Genomic DNA, 17,546 nt, shown 5'->3' on the forward strand with positions numbered 1-17,546 from the left:
ATACTTAGTATCGTTTTGGTCACTCAGTTCATTGATAAATCTTTTGGATTATCATCAACGAGTGCCCACACAGATTGATAGGTTTATATTGTTAAAGAGCTTGCTTTTCGAGAAGTTTTTCTCTCAAAGCGGAGGTGCATTCTAGCGAGTTAATTTGAAGAGTCAAACACTTTTTCAAATTTATTTTCTCAGAAGCTTTTACCTCACCCGACGTTGCTGAGGCCTTACGCCGTCTGCCGTGTCGGTGGATGCGCATTATAGGGAAGGCAGTTTCTTTGGCAAGTGCTATTTGCCGTTTTTTCTAAAAAAAACGTTCGAGTGATGATTATTCACTCAAACGTTTATTTTTTGTGGTTTTATCTTCAATATATAAAGAAGATATTCACAAAATCCTGTGGATAACTAATCGTCACTATCAAAGAAATATGAAATTCGTGAACGAGGATTTAAGTACTCTCTCACTTTGTCAGGTAATTTATTAGGATGAATGGCACTGACGATCTTTATATCTTTATCCGCTAAGTCGATGATGGGCGCCTGAGTTCTTGGTACTGCGGGGTCGTACATCAAAACATTGGGATACAGTAGATGTGCCGCATTGACGGAAATGACCAACCCGACCATGTTATTAGAAAGTTGTACGACCGTACCTGGTGGAAACACTCCCATGAACTTAATGAGGATATTCAGGTTCTCGGCACTATAAAGGTGCTTGCAGTTCTTATATAGATGAGAAAGTGCGGTGTAGGGAATTTTCTGTTCTGTAGGAATGTTGTGATGGCATAAATTGTCGAAAGCATTCGCCACCGCAATCACTTGTGTCAGCTCGTCAATTTCATGTTCCTTTAAACCATCAGGATAACCGGAACCATCATTGAGCTCATGATGCTGCGCAATAACCTTTTTCGCACTATCAGGAAAACCTTCTACTGTATTGGCTAAATCCAATCCGTACTTGGTATGCAGTTTGAGATAATTAAACTCAGGATCTGTGAGTGGCGTTTGCTTACGGACAATCGCAGAGGGAATTTTTATTTTACCGATATCGTGAAACAAAGCGGCAAATGAAAGTTCTTTTAGCTGTGCGGCACTAAACCCTTTTGCACGGCCTATCATCATAGCGATGACGGACACGTTTAATGAGTGAAAATAAATATCTTCAAATTCACTTTTCCCATTCATGAGATGGAGGGTTACATTGTCATCACTCATCAATTTTTCAACGATGTCATCGATGAGTTGTTTCGCTTCATCAACCGCATCGGTCGGACGATTGCGAATTTTGGTCATTACAGAGCGCATTCTCGCCAACGAACGTTCAAACTCTTTTTCACATTGAATGACACGACGTCGGTAAGAACTTAACTTCTCGATACGCTTTTGCTTTTCATCCCAAAGCTTTTTGGTTTCGCCATCAAGTTTTTCAGATTGCTGTTCACTTTCAGAAAGGTTTTGCTGATTAGCAGGCAATGGCTGCGTATCGCTCTGATTAACATTGAGGAAGACCCACTTCACACCCAAGTGGCGAATCATCTCCACTTGTTCTTGATCCTTGATCTTGAAGCTATTAAATAGAAAAGGGTGCTCGTTCCACTTCAACGGCAGACGTATATGTAATCCAGGTTGAATACGATCTACTGTAATTTTGATAGTTGCCACTTCTCGTTAAGACCAAAATTTCTAAAACAAAGGCGAAATTTTAGTGGATTTTGTCAATTAATTCATCAATAACAATTCACATTTCCAATCACTATCAATTTGTAAATTTACAGTGAATCATCCAACGAACACCAAATTTGTCTTCAACCTTTCCTAAACGACTGCCAATAAAGGTATCAGTTAAAGGCATCATCACTCGCCCACCATCAGCCAATTGGTCAAACAACTTTAATTGTATGTCGAGATCATCAACGCGCAGAGACAACGCCATATTGTTTCCCGCTAACTCCTTGGCAACGACACCGTCGGAGAGCATCAGATGGATACCATTCGCTTCAAATTCGGCATGCATAATCCAATCAGGTTCTACCGATTCAATATATTGAGGGGCATCTTTGAACAAACGGATGTTTGTTACACGTCCACCAAAGCAATGATGATAAAATTCGAGGGCTTCTGCACAGCGTCCGGCAAAGTAAAGGTAGGGAGTAAGTTGAAACATATCTCTCTCCTTGTTATGTCTCTTACAAAGATAGTCAACAATTCAACTTACTGCAGGTGTCTGATTCGATTAAATTGTACGGTCTGCATTCCGCCTTTTTAGTATCGGCTGAAAACCGTCTATAGGGGTGAGTGGTTGATCTTTAATGAGATGTATCAAGGTTTGAACCGCCACTTCCGCCATTTCACTAATAGGGAAATGCACCGCTGTCACGGTCGGATAAAGGCTCTCACACAGATCGACACTATCAAAACTGACTATAGATATTTGCTCTGGAACTGCAATTTTCTTCTCATGCAAATATTGCAGTGCACCAATCGTCATTTCTTCACTGCAAGAAAATACCGCCGTCAATCTAGGTTCACGTTCAAGCAAAACTTGCATCGCGCGGTAGCCACTTTTTCGACCATAATCGCCTTCAATGCATAATGCTCTCCCTCCTTGATTCTCTATCTGCTTCATTGCATCTAGATAGCCTTGTTTTCTCAGTTGACTGTTATACCGTTGGCTTGGGCCAGTAATGCAACCGATTTGAAGATGACCTTGGTGAATTAGATGATTCACGGCGATCAAACTAGCCGCTCGATGATCGAAGGTAATACAACGTTCTTCCAATCCTTCGACGTATCTATCTAATAAGACGAACGGTGTTGTTTGCTGAGCTAACTCTCTCAAATCATCATCAGATAAGTAACGGCTGTGCAAGACGTAGCCATCACAACGTAGGTCATGAAAGCGTTGTATTGCATCTCGTTCACCTTGCGCGGAATGGTGCCCTTGAGCGGTGATGAGGAATTTATTGTGTTGATCTAACTCGGTTTGAACACGGTCCATCATTTCTCCGAAGAAACCACCTGTATAGTAGGTAACTAATAGCCCCACCATATTGGAAGAAGATGTGGCCAGTGAACGCGCTATAGCACTTGGTCGGTAGTTGAGTTGCGCCATCGCCCATTCAACTTTCTTCTTGGTTTCTTCTTTAAATTTGCCTTCGCCATTAATAATGCGCGATACGGTAGAGCGGTTTACACCAGCAAGCTCTGCTACATCTTTAATTCTTGCCATTCCTTCAACCCAATTCGAAGCGCTCAGAGCTTCTCCAATAAAAAGTGACTGCCAGCAACTTGAAAGGTGACTAGGGGGCAATGCTGGCAGTCTTAATCATACACAGCTGTGCAGTGGTGCAAAAATCAACTCGGAATAATCCGTGACTTCGATATCATGCTTTCTCAAACTTAGCTTGAGTTCATCACTGGTTAAAATGGCCAGTTCAAGTTCTCTTTGTTTCGCATAACCACTGCAAGCTTCTAGCTCAGTGTCCACGATGGCGGGGTGGCACATCACTTCTACAACGTCATAGTGCTCTTTTAACTTCAACAAGTGTTGTATCAGCGAATCGTGCCCTACTCGCTTGTCATAGAAATGATCGGTGAAGTGATAGCGGCAACCAAACTCTTCTTCACCAGCCAATCCCGTGCTTCGCAGCGGTACTTGATAGGTTCTCGCAATGTCGTAAATGACGGGTTCAAATTGTGGATGAGTATGAGCATGGTGGTGACTATCGATATGGCTCAAGTTCAATCCCAGCGCCAAAAAGTACTCAACTTGTGCCACTGCTTCGTTGTGTATCGCAATAGGATCGTAGTCTCGTCGATGCCAAAATTGCCCATAAGGAGTGAAATCGCCATCTCTGCCGATTAGGTTTTGCCCTTCCGTTAGCGGTCTCCCCGCAGTGAATCTGAGATGAAGGCCTACTTTTAACTCCGGCAAATGGTTAGCCAACTCAACCGCATGCGCTTCTGCTGGCATGCCAACCATCATCGTAGTTGAGCGCACTACGCCATCTAAATGAGCTTGTACAATGCCATCATTTACCCCTCGCGTGAGGCCAAAATCGTCAGCGTTAAAAATAACTTTCATCTCAGCATCCACCTTACTATTAAAGAGAGGTTAACTTAAACTGCGGTAAGTACTCTGCATTTTCTTGGAGAATATCGTCCAAAATCAGCTTAGCTCTACCAATATCAGGAACCAATGGATTATTCGCTAATGCCATCAAGGCCTGATGGTAATCGCCATGAACAGCAGCTTCGATCGCTAATTGTTCATATGCTTTCACTTGATGTAACAGTCCACTGACTTTTGGTGACAAAGTGCCTATAGCAATCGGCTTAGCTCCCCAACTTCCTACCACTGAACTGCATTCAATCACGGCGTTATCCGGCAACGTATTTATCGCACCATTATTTAAGACGTTAACCACATGGATACTGTTTCGGTTGTTGTAAATCGCATCCACCAAGTTTAGTGACGCATCTGAATAGTACGCCCCACCACGTTGCTCTAACTCTTCAGGTTTATGGTCTAAACTGGGATCTTGATAAAGCTGGAACAACGCTTTTTCAGTTTCCATCACCTGCTCAGCTCGCGTGCCTTTTTCTAACGCGCTTTGCTTCTCTTCAGCCAACATTGCGTCGGTTTGATAAAAGTAGCGATGATAAGGGCAAGGAATGGCCCCTAAGGCTTTTAAGAAGGTGGGATCCCAAGGTTCTTCCCAAATGTTCTTCATGCTGAAATTGGCACCATCACCAACTTTTTCCAACACGGTCTCCGTGATATTTTTTCCGTCTAGCCAAGCGTTATGTACCCATACCAAGTGATTAAGGCCAGCAAACTCAAGCTGCAATTCCTTGGGCTCGCAATCCATCATCTCTGCAATCATCATTTGCATCGAGACTGGCACATTGCATAAGCCAATGCTTTTCACCTTGGAGTACTTACTTACCGCTTCAGAAACCAGCCCTGCTGGATTGGTAAAGTTCAGCATCCAAGCCTCAGGTGCTAACTCTTCGATATCTCGACAAATATCGAGGATTACCGGGATGGTGCGCAGTGCTTTAGCAAAACCACCTGGCCCTGTGGTTTCTTGACCAATCACATCATACTTCAATGGAATGCGCTCATCGCTAGCTCGGGCGGCTAATCCGCCTACACGAAATTGTGTCATGACAAAATCGGCACCCAAGATCGCTTCTCTACGATCAAAGCCAGCTTTGATCTCAATCTTAACGCCAACCTTATCCACCATTCTTTGCGATAACTGACGAATGATCTCCAGTTTTTCTGCACCCGCCTCAATATCGACAAAATGGATTTGCTCTACTGGCAGAAATGCTGCTCTTTTTAATACACCTTCGACTAACTCTGGGGTATAGCTACTGCCTCCCCCGATAATCGCAAGTTTTAGTCCTTTTCTAGACATAAGACTTCCTCATCCAGCCAACTGCTTATGAAGTTCGACCATTTCTACTGCAAGCTCATGAGCCAAGATTGTCGTCATAAGGTGATCCTGTGCATGCACCATGACCAATGTCATAGGCACTTTGCCTTCACCCTGATCTTCTTCAATCAGTTGCGTTTGCACTAGGTGTGACTTGTTCAAACACTCCTTTGCTTGAGCCAGTTTTTCGTCTGCCAATGCAAACTCTTTCTTTCGTGATAATTTCAATGCTTCAAAGCACAAACTTCTTGCTTCACCGGCATTACAAATGATTTCCATCACCACCAGTTCTTGTTCCATTTTTCTCTCCTCCAAAGAGAGGCTGCGACTATGCAGCCTCAAATCTCGATAAATTAAGCGGTAACACCTTGGCCACTGCCTTGTGGCTGCTCTTGAGATTCTGTCGTGGGTTGCTCTTGCTCCAGAATCTGTTTCTCAAACATTTTGAAAAATGGCAGATAGATGAAGAGATCAAGAATTAGTAGCCCAACAACGAGGAGAATCGGTGTAAATGTCCAGCCACTTCCCCATGATGCACCGATGATGGCCGGGGTTGTCCAAGGCGTTGTCGCTACGCCCATACCAACAAAACCAAACTGAACAGCAAAGTAAGCGATAGTGGCGTTAATCACTGGAGCAAAAACAAATGGTAGGAAGAGAATTGGGTTCATCACCACAGGGCTACCGAAGATAACGGGTTCGTTAATCTGGAAGAGTCCTGGTACCGCACTCATGCGACCAATGCTCTTTAAATGCGCTGAACGGCTGAAAGACATCAACATCACTAGCGCTAATGTCGCACCAGAGCCACCAATAAAGATGTAAAAATCCCAGAATGGCTGAGTAAAGACGTTTGGAACGGGCTGTCCGGCGACGAACGCATCAATGTTTGCACTGATATTCGTTAGGAAGATAGGAGACAGCAGGCCAACAACAATGGCCGCACCGTGAATACCAGCAAACCACAATAGCTGACATACCAACAAGGCACCAATAATAGCAGGAAGTGTATTAGATGCGCTGATCAGAGGTTTAAACATTGCCATAACCGCATCTGGAATCAACATATCGTATTGGGCTTGCACGAATAAACTCAGTGGGTAGAGCGTAATAAAAATAGCTAAGACTGGCAGTAGAACCTCGAAGGATCGTGCAATCGCAGGAGGAACTTGTTCTGGCATTCGAATAGTAATGTTGTGCTTTTTCATAAAGCGATAGAGCTCCACCGCGAAGAAGGCACACATCACTGCAGTGAAGATTCCCGTTCCGCCCATGTGTGCCATCGATAAAGCACCATCTTTAGCTGGTGCTGCCACCAACAAAAAGCACATCAGCGATAACACAGCACTCGTGATGCCATCCATTTTGTAAGCTTTCGCTAAACTGTAAGCGACCCCCAACGAGACAAATATCGTCATGATCCCCATCGACATATTGAAGGGCATCATAATGGTATCGAAGTGCTTAGTAGCAAAATCTAACCACACTCGACCAAAAGTATTAGTGGTATCTTCTGAAAAAGGTGGAAAAGCAAAAATTAAAATAAAACTACCAACTATAATAAATGGCATGGCCACGATAAAACCATCACGCATCGCTCTCACGTGAGGCTGATTACCAACTTTAGCCGCTATTGGAGCAATATATTTTTCAACCACTCCAATTATCGCATCATAAAGCTTCATAGAATCCTTCCTTATTTTTAGACAAAGCAACCCTTAGCCATATTTAATATATAGCCTGATTAACTTCTTAAATTTTTACGTTCGCGAATTAGTTAATTAAATCTAGCGCTTGCTGAAGAACTTCATCACCCTTCATCATTCCGTACGCTTGCGGAGAGATCGCCGCAATATTCTTACCATGCTCCTGCGCTGTCTTCTGCAAAGACTCGAGTTGGAATCGCACTTGCGGCCCTAACAGACAAACATCGTATTCTTTAATCGCTTCCTCAAAGGCATTGACCGATAATGCATCAATCTTGCATTCAATCCCTTTGCTCGCGGCAGCTTGCTCCATTTTCTTGACCAGCATACTCGTTGACATGCCCGCACTACAGCATAACAAAATCTTTTTCATTGCTTATTTTCCCTTGTTCAAAATCTGACCTAAAAACTGTAGCAAAATAAATCCATGCAAAAAAGCGCAACCGGTTGCATTGTTCGTGAACGAAATCTCATTTCGAACAATTAACCCTATTTTTAGATTGGCAATCATGGATAGGATAATAACCAAGAAGAGAGCAACGCCTTTGATTAATCGTTATTTAATTAGCGAATATAAAAACATTTTTATCAATATAAAACTAGCAACGTCATTATTAATTAATTTCAAAAAGGATATAAAAATGAAATTAAAAAAACTGGCTTTACTTACTGCTGCGAGTATCGTCATTTCAGGAAGTGCTTTGGCACAAACAAGCCCAAAGGGCACGATTTATTTGACCTTTGATGACGGCCCAATTAACGCGAGCCTTGATGTCATTCGAGTGCTCAATGAAGGCGGAATTAAAGCCACATTCTATTTTAATGCTTGGCACTTAGATGGAATTGGGGATGAAAATGAAGACCGAGCACTTGAGGCGCTCAAGTTGGCTCTCGACTCTGGTCATGTCGTGGGGAACCACAGTTACGACCACATGATCCATAACTGCGTGGAAGAATTTGGCCCAAACAGCGGAGCTGAATGTAATGCAACAGGCAATCATCAAATCAACTCCTATCAAGATCCTGTTTATGATGCCGCAACCTTTGAACAAAACCTTGCGGTTCTGGAGCGCTACTTCCCTTCCATTAGCAGCTACCCAAACTACAAGGGTGATGAGCTTGCTCGTCTTCCCTACACTAACGGTTGGCGTGTGACGAAAAGCTTTAAAGCAGATGGTCTCTGTGCAACATCGGACAATCTTAAACCATGGGAGCCCGGTTATGTTTGTGATCCCGACAACCCTTCAAACAGTGTCAAAGCATCCATTGAAGTACAGAATATGTTGGCCAATAAAGGCTATCAAACACACGGCTGGGATGTGGATTGGGCACCAGAAAACTGGGGAATTGCGATGCCTGCAAACAGCTTAACGGAAGCGGTTCCATTTTTGAGCTATGTTGACGCAGCTTTAAACAGCTGTGCTCCTACCACCATCAATCCGATTAACTCTAAAGCCCAACAATTCCCTTGCGGTACGCCATTACATGCGGACAAAGTGATTGTCTTAACTCATGAATTCTTATTCGAAGATGGCAAACGCGGTATGGGGGCAACACAAAACCTACCAAAACTGGCAGAGTTCATCCGTATTGCCAAAGAGTCAGGATACGTCTTTGATACGATGGACAACTACACACCAGAGTGGCAGGTTAATACAACCTACTCAACAGGCACCTATGTCCTTCATCAAGGGACGGTTTACAAAGCCGTCACCAGCCACACAGCGCAAGCTGATTGGGCCCCCTCAGCAACCTCTAGCCTATGGACCAATGCAGATCCAGCAACAAACTGGATGTTGAATGTGGAGTACGCTCAAGGCGATGTGGTGAGTTACAAAGGAGTACGCTATCTCGTCAATGTTCCGCATGTCTCACAAGTAACGTGGACACCTGACACACAGAACACCTTATTCACAGCTCTATAAGCTGTTCCTGCTATCACAATGTAGATAGTTTGCGCGGAGTCTTCTCCGCGCTTTTTTTGTTTATGTCGGAGAAACACGACTCGCTTAAGAGCTCAACGAAGTGATTGAAGTATTTTAAATTAAGGTACTTGTGACAAAGTCTGCTTGATTGAACACTTAGTGCTAGAAAAGCGGCGGCATAGGAGAGAAAGCAATACAAATGCAGAAAGAGAGCAAAGAGAGTTTTTCAAAAGCCCAAAACGACGAAAGGCCGCTATAAAAGCGACCTTTCTATGTATGGTACCGGTGGGCGGACTTGAACCGCCACTCCCGAAGGAAACGGATTTTGAATCCGTCGTGTATACCAATTTCACCACACCGGCATCTTTAGGCTATCGCCTTTCGATGCTTGGCATTATACGTAAGCTTTTCGGTTGTGCAAGAGCAAAAGATTGAAATAATTACCGTTTGCCTAAGTTTTCGCCACAAATGAACACAGTGTGCTCTAGCTCTCTTTTCTTCATAGGGTTGAATCTATATCCTGACGCACAATTTGAATGGTAAGTGAACGATGATGACTACAACAACATTACCGCCTGCTGGGCTTTTTCGTCGCCTTGCGGCACTTTTTTATGACGCTTTGATTATTATTGCTTTAGAAATGATGGCGGCCGGAGTCGTGATGGCCATCCTGTTTGCACTGAATGGGATGGGCTTGATCAGTTATGGCGAATATGTGGATGCCGCAGATTTACTCAGCCGACACCCAATCATCAGCCCACTCTTTACTTTCTATCTTGCCGCTGTATGGATCTACTTCTTAGTCTATTTTTGGACTCAAGCAGGCCAAACGCTTGGAATGCGAGCATGGAAGATTCAAGTACGTAATCACGATGGTTCGATGATTACCTCAACTCAAGCTCTAATACGCATTGCCACTTCTGCATTTGGTTTGGCAAATTTCACTGTACCAATCGACCCGAAGAAAAGGGGTTTTCACGACATTTGGGCCAAAACGGAAGTCGTTTTGCTTCCTAAAGTAAGATAATCCCAAGCCGATCAATCTAGGCGCTCGAGTTAAAGACACAATAAAAAATGGAAGGCATATTGCCTTCCATCTTCTTTTCTTTCGCAAGTCAATCCCATTATTTATTGCAGTTTTCGGTTCAACAACATCACTGCAACGATAAAGAACACAATACTCGGAGCCACTGCGCCAAACACTGGTGGAATACCATACACCAACGTCAAAGGCCCAAAGAACTCGCTGGAAATGTAAAAAGCAAAACCCGCAATCACACCTGAGATCACTCTCGCCCCCATAGTGACACTTCGAAGCGGACCAAATACAAATGACAATGCCATCAACATCATCACTGCAATCGAAATGGGCTGAGTCAACTTACGCCAAAACGCTAACTCGTAGCGAGAAGCATCTTGCTCGGAGGCTTTGAGATAGGTCACATAGTCATAAAGGCCACTAAGAGAAAGCTCTTCCGGTTTTACCGTCACAACAGCTAACTTATCGGGAGCCAATGAGGTTTCCCATTCCATCTGCTCTAATGAATGTTTGGAAATGACTTTCTCATCTTGCATATCGGTTATTTGCACGTAACGCATCAACCAGCGATTGTCTTGTTGGTAATCAACCTCTTCGGCAAAAATGACCGATTGCAGCTTCTTATTCTGGTCAAACTTCCACATGTTAAGCCCATAGAGCTTGTCCTCATCTACCTTACCGATAAAGATAAAATCATTAGCATCTTTGGCCCAGACACCACTGCGCACGGAAACAATACTACCGCCAGATAAGGCAAATGAACGCAAATCGCGGGCCATTTTCTGTGCGTCTGGTGCGCCCCATTGACCCAGAGCCATCACCACCAGCATTAACGGTACTGCGGTTTTTAACACGGAGACGCCGATATCCAGCTTAGAAAAACCAGCAGCCTGCATCACCACCAATTCTGAACTTGACGCCAGCATGCCAAGCCCAATCAGAGCACCAAGCAAGGCGGCCATTGGGAAAAACATTTCGATATCGCGAGGAATGCTCAAAACAACAAAGTACAGCGCATGCAAGAGGTCATATGTCCCTTTGCCCACTTTACGCAATTGCTCAACATACTTAATGATGCCAGAAAGGCCAACAAAGGTGACCAATACCAAAGAGGTGGTTGCTACGATCGTTCTACCGATGTAAAGGTCTAAAATTTTAAACACGATTTACGCTAGCCTCTTCTTTCTAAAATTGTCTTTGATTCGTCTAACGGCAACGCTGTCCATGAAATTCGCCATAATCGCCACCAGCAGTAGCAAACCATTAATAGGCCACATACCAATCGAGGCAGAAATATCCCCCTCTTCCAACGCAGATTTCGTTGCACTGATCGACAAGAAATACGCAAGATAAATAAGGATAGCCGGCCCCATTTTGGCAAATCGCCCTTGACGCGGGTTCACCGCTGAAAGTGGGATAACCAGCATGGTCAGTAGAGGGATACAAACGAATAGGGAAACTCGCCATTGCAGTTCAGCTTGCGCTTCTGGGTCAGGATGACCAATCAGCTCTAGCGTTGGAATCGCATCCCAATCTCGCCCTCGCTGTTTGACAGAACGTTGACCAATTAAACCATCGTACTGTTCAAATTCCGTGATCATGTACTCTACGCGAGTTGGCACGCCTTCGTAGCGTGTCCCTTGCTTCATAGAGATGATCTGACGACCATCAGACAGCTCTTTCACCTCACCGCCATTAGCGAACATCACGCTCGGTAGAATGGAATCTCTGGGCATAAGCTGTGCGACAAATACATTAGACAGCTGTTTATCTTTAATATCATCAATGAAAACCACCGAAGAGCGATCAGGAGTGAACTGAAATTGGCCTTTCTTTAATAAATCGACACTATTTTCAGCCGCCACCTGTTCGGTCAGTTGCTCAACACGATCCATCGACCAAGGAGACAACCACAATGAGTTGAACGCAGCCACGCCGGAGGTGATCACTGCCAAGTACAATGCAGCTTGAATCAGGAACTTATTGCCAATACCCGTGGCGTTCATCACCACGATTTCACTTTCCGCGTAAAGTCGACCAAAGGTAATCAAAATACCGATATACAGACTGAGTGGTAGCATTAACAGTCCCATCGATGGCATGTTCAACGCGACAATCGACATGATCAAACTGGCCGGAATATCGCCATCCGACGCATCCGCTAACACACTAATGAACTGCTGGCTGAGAAACACCAAAAAAAGTACGAAAAAGATCGCAAATTGGCTCTTGAGTGTTTCGCGGATCAAATATCTAACAATAATCACGCTGAAATTACCTATACAAAACTTGTTTTTTTGGTCGAATCACTATAATTTCCCGTTGAACCTTTTATTTTTCAAAAAAACTGACTAAATGTTAATCTGTAACTTACAGAGTAGACCGAGAATAGAATTCAACAAGTAAGCGGTCATTATCTAACATTTAGAACTATTTGTCTTCAGGATGTAGGAGTACGCATGGAGTTCAGTGTAAAAAGTGGCAGTCCAGAGAAACAACGTAGCGCATGTATCGTTGTTGGTGTGTTTGAACCACGTCGCCTTTCTCCAGTAGCCGAACAACTCGATAAAATCAGTGACGGTTACATCAGTTCACTACTTCGCCGTGGTGATCTAGAAGGTAAACCAGGTCAGATGCTACTGCTGCATCAAGTTCCAGGTGTGCTTTCTGAACGTGTTCTTTTAGTTGGTTGCGGTAAAGAGCGTGAGCTTGGTGAACGCCAATATAAAGAGATCATTCAGAAAACCATCAATACACTTAACGAAACAGGCTCTATGGAAGCGGTGTGCTTCCTAACTGAACTGCACGTTAAAGGCCGTGACACGTACTGGAAAGTGCGCCAAGCGGTTGAAGCAACGAAAGATGGCCTGTATACCTTTGATCAATTCAAGAGCGTGAAGCCAGAAACACGTCGCCCACTACGTAAGCTCGTCTTCAACGTACCAACTCGTCGTGAACTGAACCTAGGTGAGAAAGCCATCACTCACGGTTTGGCGATTGCTTCAGGTGTGAAAGCCTGTAAAGACCTTGGCAACATGCCACCAAACATCGCAAACCCAGCTTACCTCGCCTCTCAAGCGCGTCGTCTAGCGGATGACTACGAAACCATCACCACCAAAATCATTGGTGAGCAAGAGATGGAAAAACTGGGTATGTCTTCTTACCTCGCGGTCGGTCGCGGTTCGAAAAATGAATCGATGATGTCTATCATCGAATACAAAGGCCATCCAGATTCAGAAGCCAAACCGATTGTTCTTGTCGGTAAAGGCCTAACATTCGATTCAGGCGGTATTTCACTGAAACCAGGCGAAGGCATGGATGAAATGAAATACGACATGTGTGGCGCAGCCTCCGTATTCGGCACGATGAAAGCGCTGGCAAAACTGAACCTACCAGTCAACGTGATTGGCGTGCTTGCTGGTTGTGAAAACATGCCAGGCAGCAACGCTTACCGTCCAGGTGATATCCTAACGACTATGTCAGGTCAAACCGTAGAAGTACTCAATACCGATGCAGAAGGTCGTTTGGTACTGTGTGATGCTCTGACTTACGTTGAGCGTTTTGAGCCTGACTGCGTGGTTGACGTTGCGACGCTCACTGGCGCTTGTGTTATTGCATTGGGTCACCACATTACTGGTGTTCTGTCTAACCACAATCCTCTTGCTCACGAGCTCGTCAATGCTTCTGAACAATCTAGCGATCGTGCTTGGCGCCTACCAATGGCGGATGAATACCATGAACAGCTAAAGAGCCCATTTGCCGACATGGCAAACATTGGTGGCCGTCCTGGTGGTACCATCACTGCAGCATGCTTCTTGTCTAAATTTGCTAAGAAATACAACTGGGCACACCTAGACATCGCAGGCACGGCATGGAAGTCTGGCGCAGCCAAAGGGTCGACGGGTCGTCCTGTCTCTATGCTGGTCCAATTCCTGCTAAATCGCAGTGGCCAAGAGACTGAAGAATAATTCAAGTCAATGTAAAAAGGGCCGCAAGGCCCTTTTTTCATCGCCAAAGAGACGAACAAGACATGCAAAGAGCTACGTTTTACATTGTCCGAGAACACACTCCACAAGCAACGCCGGAAGGTCTTGCTCACTATGTGGTGTTCCTTGCCCACCATTTTGCCAAGCAAGGAGCGAAGGTGTATCTCAATGGAGAAAGTAAACAGCACGCAGAGCAAATTGCAGAATACTTTTGGCAAGTTGAGCCCGCTCAGTTTGTTGCGCATAATTTGGTCGGCGAAGGCCCCAAACACGCCACCAATATTGAGATAGGTCACGAAGGTGTCAAGCCAAGCTGGAACCGCCAACTGGTAATAAATTTGGCGAAAAATGAGACAACCTTTGCGAACAAGTTTGCTGAGGTGGTAGACTTCGTCCCTTGCGAAGAAAAAGCTAAACAGCTCGCGCGAGAAAGGTATAAAATCTACCGTCAAGCAGGTTACCAACTGCAAACAATCGAAATTGAACACAACTAGCGGTCAATCCTTATAGTTAAGCTCTCCCAATAGAGAGTTCACTTATAAAGATTGACCTAGATTAACTTAACCAGATTAAGCTCCCATGGAAAAAACATACAACCCAACCTCAATCGAACAAGATCTGTATAAGACTTGGGAAGAGCAAGGCTACTTTAAGCCACACGGTGACACGTCAAAAGAATCATACAGCATCATGATCCCGCCACCGAACGTCACTGGTAGCCTACATATGGGCCACGCGTTCCAAGATACGATCATGGATACACTGATCCGTTGTGAGCGTATGAAGGGTAAAAATACCCTTTGGCAAGTCGGTACTGACCACGCAGGTATCGCTACTCAGATGGTTGTTGAGCGTAAGATCGCTGCAGAAGAAGGCAAAACCAAACACGATTACGGTCGCGAAGCCTTCATCGACAAAATCTGGGAATGGAAAGGCGAATCAGGCGGCACGATTACTAAGCAGCTTCGTCGTCTTGGCGCATCAGTAGACTGGGATCGTGAACGCTTCACCATGGATGAAGGCCTGTCTAACGCCGTTCAGGAGGTATTCGTTCGTCTATACGAAGATGACCTCATCTACCGCGGTAAGCGCCTAGTTAACTGGGACCCTAAACTGCACACAGCGATCTCAGATCTAGAAGTAGAGAACAAAGACACCAAAGGCCACATGTGGCACTTCCGCTACCCACTAGCCGATGGCGTTAAAACAGCAGATGGCAAAGATTACATCGTTGTTGCAACAACTCGTCCAGAAACCATGCTAGGCGATACGGGTGTGGCAGTTAACCCAGAAGATCCACGTTACAAAGATCTGATCGGTAAAGACATCATCCTGCCTATCGTTGATCGCCGTATCCCTATCGTGGGCGATGAGCACGCCGATATGGAAAAAGGGACTGGCTGTGTGAAAATCACCCCAGCGCACGACTTCAACGACTACGAAGTGGGTAAGCGCCACCAGCTACCAATGATCAACATTCTGACGTTTGACGCCAACATCCGTGATGCGGCAGAAGTGTTCACGACCAACGGTGAAGCAAGCGACGCTTACAGCACTGAGCTACCAGCTAAGTACCACGGTATGGAGCGTTTTGCAGCGCGTAAAGCGATCGTGGCGGAGTTCGATGAGCTAGGTCTGCTTGAAGAAGTGAAAGATCACGATCTACAAGTGCCTTACGGCGACCGTGGTGGTGTAGTTATCGAACCAATGCTGACTGACCAATGGTACGTGCGTACTGCGCCTCTAGCGAAAACAGCGGTTGAAGCCGTAGAAAATGGCGACATCCAATTCGTGCCTAAGCAATACGAAAACATGTACTTCTCTTGGATGCGTGACGTTCAAGACTGGTGTATCTCTCGTCAACTATGGTGGGGTCACCGTATCCCGGCTTGGTACGACAACCAAGGCAATGTATACGTCGGTCGCAGCGAAGAAGAAGTTCGTCAAAACCACAACCTAGAGTCTGTGATTGAACTACACCAAGACGAAGACGTACTGGATACCTGGTTCTCTTCTGCACTATGGACGTTCGGCACGCAAGGCTGGCCTGAGCAAACTGACGATCTGAAAGTCTTCCACCCTTCAGACGTACTCGTGACTGGTTTCGACATCATCTTCTTCTGGGTTGCGCGCATGATCATGATGACCATGCACTTCGTCAAAGACGAAAACGGCAAACCACAAGTTCCATTCAAAACCGTTTACGTTACCGGTCTGATCCGTGACGAAAACGGCGACAAGATGTCTAAGTCGAAAGGTAACGTACTTGACCCAATCGACATGATCGATGGTATCGACCTAGAGTCTCTAGTAGAGAAGCGTTGTGGCAACATGATGCAGCCTCAGCTAGCAGCGAAGATCGAGAAGAACACGCGTAAAACGTTTGAAAACGGTATCGAAGCCTACGGTACTGACGCACTACGTTTCACACTTGCTGCAATGGCATCAACAGGTCGCGATATCAACTGGGATATGAAGCGTCTTGAAGGTTACCGTAACTTCTGTAACAAGCTATGGAACGCAAGCCGTTACGTAATGATGAACACAGAAGAGCAAGATTGTGGCTTTGGCGCAGGTGAGATCGAATACTCACTAGCGGACAAGTGGATCGAGTCTCAGTTTGAACTGGCAGCGAAAGCATTCAACAACCATATCGACAACTACCGTCTCGATATGGCGGCAAACACGCTGTACGAATTCATCTGGAACCAATTCTGTGACTGGTACCTAGAGCTGACCAAACCAGTTTTATGGAAAGGTACTGAAGCGCAACAACGCGGTACTCGCCGTACACTCATCACAGTGCTTGAGAAAACGCTACGTCTCGCTCACCCAGTGATTCCTTACATCACCGAAACGATCTGGCAAAGCATCAAGCCACTCGTAGACGGTGTTGAAGGCGAGACAATCATGTTGCAATCTCTGCCTCAATACGATGAAGCGAACTTCAACCAAGAAGCGCTAGACGACATCGAATGGGTGAAAGCGTTCATTACTAGCATCCGTAACCTACGTGCTGAATACGATATCAACCCAGGTAAACCGCTGGAAGTGATGCTAAAAGCCGACGAAAAAGATGCAGCGCGCCTAGAAGCGAACAAACAAGTATTGATGTCACTAGCGAAACTTGAGTCAGTTCGTGTGTTGGCTGCAGGCGAAGAAACACCAGCCTGTGCAACAGCACTTGTGGCGAAATCTGAGCTGATGATCCCAATGGCGGGTTTGATCGACCAAGATGCAGAGCTTGCTCGTTTGGATAAAGAAGTCGCGAAGACGCAAGGTGAAATCAAACGCATCGAAGGTAAGCTGGGTAACGAAGGTTTCGTTGCCAAAGCCCCTGAAGCAGTTATCGCGAAAGAGCGTGAGAAACTGGAAGGCTACCAAGAAACCTTGGCAAAACTTGAAGAACAAAAAGCGACCATCGCCGCACTGTAATTCGAGTTAGCTTC

Annotated in this window: 15 protein-coding genes and 1 tRNA gene; 5 read left to right on the plus strand and 11 right to left on the minus strand. The window is 45.2% G+C overall.

Features of this window, described 5'->3' with window-relative positions:
* Window positions 1-402: 402 nt before the first annotated feature.
* From CIK04_RS01895 to CIK04_RS01930, 8 genes are all read right to left on the minus strand, one after another.
* Window positions 403-1,659, minus strand: a complete 1,257-nt coding sequence (locus CIK04_RS01895; protein WP_017420015.1) for an HD-GYP domain-containing protein — start codon at window positions 1,657-1,659, stop codon at window positions 403-405.
* A gap of 94 nt (window positions 1,660-1,753) precedes the next feature.
* Window positions 1,754-2,161: a VOC family protein gene (locus CIK04_RS01900; RefSeq protein ID WP_017420016.1), complete on the minus strand. Its 408-nt coding sequence runs from the start codon at window positions 2,159-2,161 to the stop codon at window positions 1,754-1,756.
* A gap of 69 nt (window positions 2,162-2,230) precedes the next feature.
* Complete coding sequence (locus CIK04_RS01905) at window positions 2,231-3,226, minus strand: LacI family DNA-binding transcriptional regulator (protein WP_046030739.1); 996 nt, start codon at window positions 3,224-3,226, stop codon at window positions 2,231-2,233.
* A gap of 96 nt (window positions 3,227-3,322) precedes the next feature.
* Complete coding sequence (gene chbG / locus CIK04_RS01910; protein ID WP_039451864.1) at window positions 3,323-4,081, minus strand: chitin disaccharide deacetylase; 759 nt, start codon at window positions 4,079-4,081, stop codon at window positions 3,323-3,325.
* A gap of 19 nt (window positions 4,082-4,100) precedes the next feature.
* Window positions 4,101-5,423 (minus strand): 6-phospho-beta-glucosidase, encoded by a 1,323-nt coding sequence (locus tag CIK04_RS01915; protein ID WP_017420019.1) that lies wholly within the window; start codon window positions 5,421-5,423, stop codon window positions 4,101-4,103.
* A 9-nt stretch (window positions 5,424-5,432) separates the two neighbouring features.
* Window positions 5,433-5,741: a PTS lactose/cellobiose transporter subunit IIA gene (locus CIK04_RS01920; RefSeq protein WP_026050235.1), complete on the minus strand. Its 309-nt coding sequence runs from the start codon at window positions 5,739-5,741 to the stop codon at window positions 5,433-5,435.
* Between the two features lie 53 nt (window positions 5,742-5,794).
* A complete protein-coding gene (locus CIK04_RS01925) occupies window positions 5,795-7,126 on the minus strand; it encodes a PTS sugar transporter subunit IIC (RefSeq protein ID WP_026050234.1) in 1,332 nt (443 codons plus the stop codon).
* 88 nt (window positions 7,127-7,214) lie between these two features.
* On the minus strand, window positions 7,215-7,520 hold the full coding sequence (locus CIK04_RS01930; protein ID WP_017420022.1) for a PTS sugar transporter subunit IIB: 306 nt from the start codon (window positions 7,518-7,520) through the stop codon (window positions 7,215-7,217).
* A gap of 268 nt (window positions 7,521-7,788) precedes the next feature.
* On the opposite strand from CIK04_RS01930, the gene cod reads away from it, so the two are divergent.
* Window positions 7,789-9,072 (plus strand): chitin oligosaccharide deacetylase, encoded by a 1,284-nt coding sequence (cod, locus tag CIK04_RS01935; protein ID WP_039542206.1) that lies wholly within the window; start codon window positions 7,789-7,791, stop codon window positions 9,070-9,072.
* 277 nt (window positions 9,073-9,349) lie between these two features.
* Here the strand turns inward: cod and CIK04_RS01940 are convergent.
* Window positions 9,350-9,434, minus strand: a tRNA-Leu gene (locus tag CIK04_RS01940).
* A gap of 188 nt (window positions 9,435-9,622) precedes the next feature.
* On the opposite strand from CIK04_RS01940, the gene CIK04_RS01945 reads away from it, so the two are divergent.
* Complete coding sequence (locus CIK04_RS01945) at window positions 9,623-10,099, plus strand: RDD family protein (RefSeq protein ID WP_097353507.1); 477 nt, start codon at window positions 9,623-9,625, stop codon at window positions 10,097-10,099.
* Between the two features lie 101 nt (window positions 10,100-10,200).
* On the opposite strand, the gene lptG is transcribed toward CIK04_RS01945, so the two are convergent.
* Both lptG and lptF read right to left on the minus strand, forming a co-directional pair.
* Window positions 10,201-11,274, minus strand: a complete 1,074-nt coding sequence (gene lptG / locus CIK04_RS01950) for an LPS export ABC transporter permease LptG (RefSeq protein ID WP_017420026.1) — start codon at window positions 11,272-11,274, stop codon at window positions 10,201-10,203.
* Window positions 11,275-11,277: 3 nt separating this feature from the next.
* Entirely contained in the window at window positions 11,278-12,378 is a 1,101-nt protein-coding gene (gene lptF / locus CIK04_RS01955) for an LPS export ABC transporter permease LptF (protein WP_017420027.1), read from the minus strand.
* A gap of 192 nt (window positions 12,379-12,570) precedes the next feature.
* On the opposite strand from lptF, the gene pepA reads away from it, so the two are divergent.
* The 3 genes from pepA (at window position 12,571) to CIK04_RS01970 (ending at window position 17,532) form a co-directional block, all read left to right on the plus strand.
* Window positions 12,571-14,079: a leucyl aminopeptidase gene (pepA, locus tag CIK04_RS01960; RefSeq protein ID WP_011079433.1), complete on the plus strand. Its 1,509-nt coding sequence runs from the start codon at window positions 12,571-12,573 to the stop codon at window positions 14,077-14,079.
* 62 nt (window positions 14,080-14,141) lie between these two features.
* Window positions 14,142-14,591, plus strand: coding sequence for a DNA polymerase III subunit chi (locus CIK04_RS01965; RefSeq protein WP_080541097.1), 450 nt, complete (start codon window positions 14,142-14,144; stop codon window positions 14,589-14,591).
* A gap of 85 nt (window positions 14,592-14,676) precedes the next feature.
* Entirely contained in the window at window positions 14,677-17,532 is a 2,856-nt protein-coding gene (locus CIK04_RS01970) for a valine--tRNA ligase (RefSeq protein ID WP_097353506.1), read from the plus strand.
* Window positions 17,533-17,546: the final 14 nt, after the last annotated feature.

The organism is Vibrio sp. 03_296 (genome assembly GCF_002265885.1).

Coding starts and splice junctions, on each gene's coding strand:
- CIK04_RS01925 (WP_026050234.1), bottom strand. CDS start 7,126: ATGAAGCTTTATGATGCGATAATTGGAGTGGTTGAAAAATATATTGCT.
- CIK04_RS01920 (WP_026050235.1), bottom strand. CDS start 5,741: ATGGAACAAGAACTGGTGGTGATGGAAATCATTTGTAATGCCGGTGAA.
- chbG (WP_039451864.1), bottom strand. CDS start 4,081: ATGAAAGTTATTTTTAACGCTGACGATTTTGGCCTCACGCGAGGGGTA.
- CIK04_RS01970 (WP_097353506.1), top strand. CDS start 14,677: ATGGAAAAAACATACAACCCAACCTCAATCGAACAAGATCTGTATAAG.
- CIK04_RS01945 (WP_097353507.1), top strand. CDS start 9,623: ATGATGACTACAACAACATTACCGCCTGCTGGGCTTTTTCGTCGCCTT.
- CIK04_RS01905 (WP_046030739.1), bottom strand. CDS start 3,226: ATGGCAAGAATTAAAGATGTAGCAGAGCTTGCTGGTGTAAACCGCTCT.
- CIK04_RS01915 (WP_017420019.1), bottom strand. CDS start 5,423: ATGTCTAGAAAAGGACTAAAACTTGCGATTATCGGGGGAGGCAGTAGC.
- CIK04_RS01930 (WP_017420022.1), bottom strand. CDS start 7,520: ATGAAAAAGATTTTGTTATGCTGTAGTGCGGGCATGTCAACGAGTATG.
- CIK04_RS01900 (WP_017420016.1), bottom strand. CDS start 2,161: ATGTTTCAACTTACTCCCTACCTTTACTTTGCCGGACGCTGTGCAGAA.
- pepA (WP_011079433.1), top strand. CDS start 12,571: ATGGAGTTCAGTGTAAAAAGTGGCAGTCCAGAGAAACAACGTAGCGCA.
- CIK04_RS01965 (WP_080541097.1), top strand. CDS start 14,142: ATGCAAAGAGCTACGTTTTACATTGTCCGAGAACACACTCCACAAGCA.
- cod (WP_039542206.1), top strand. CDS start 7,789: ATGAAATTAAAAAAACTGGCTTTACTTACTGCTGCGAGTATCGTCATT.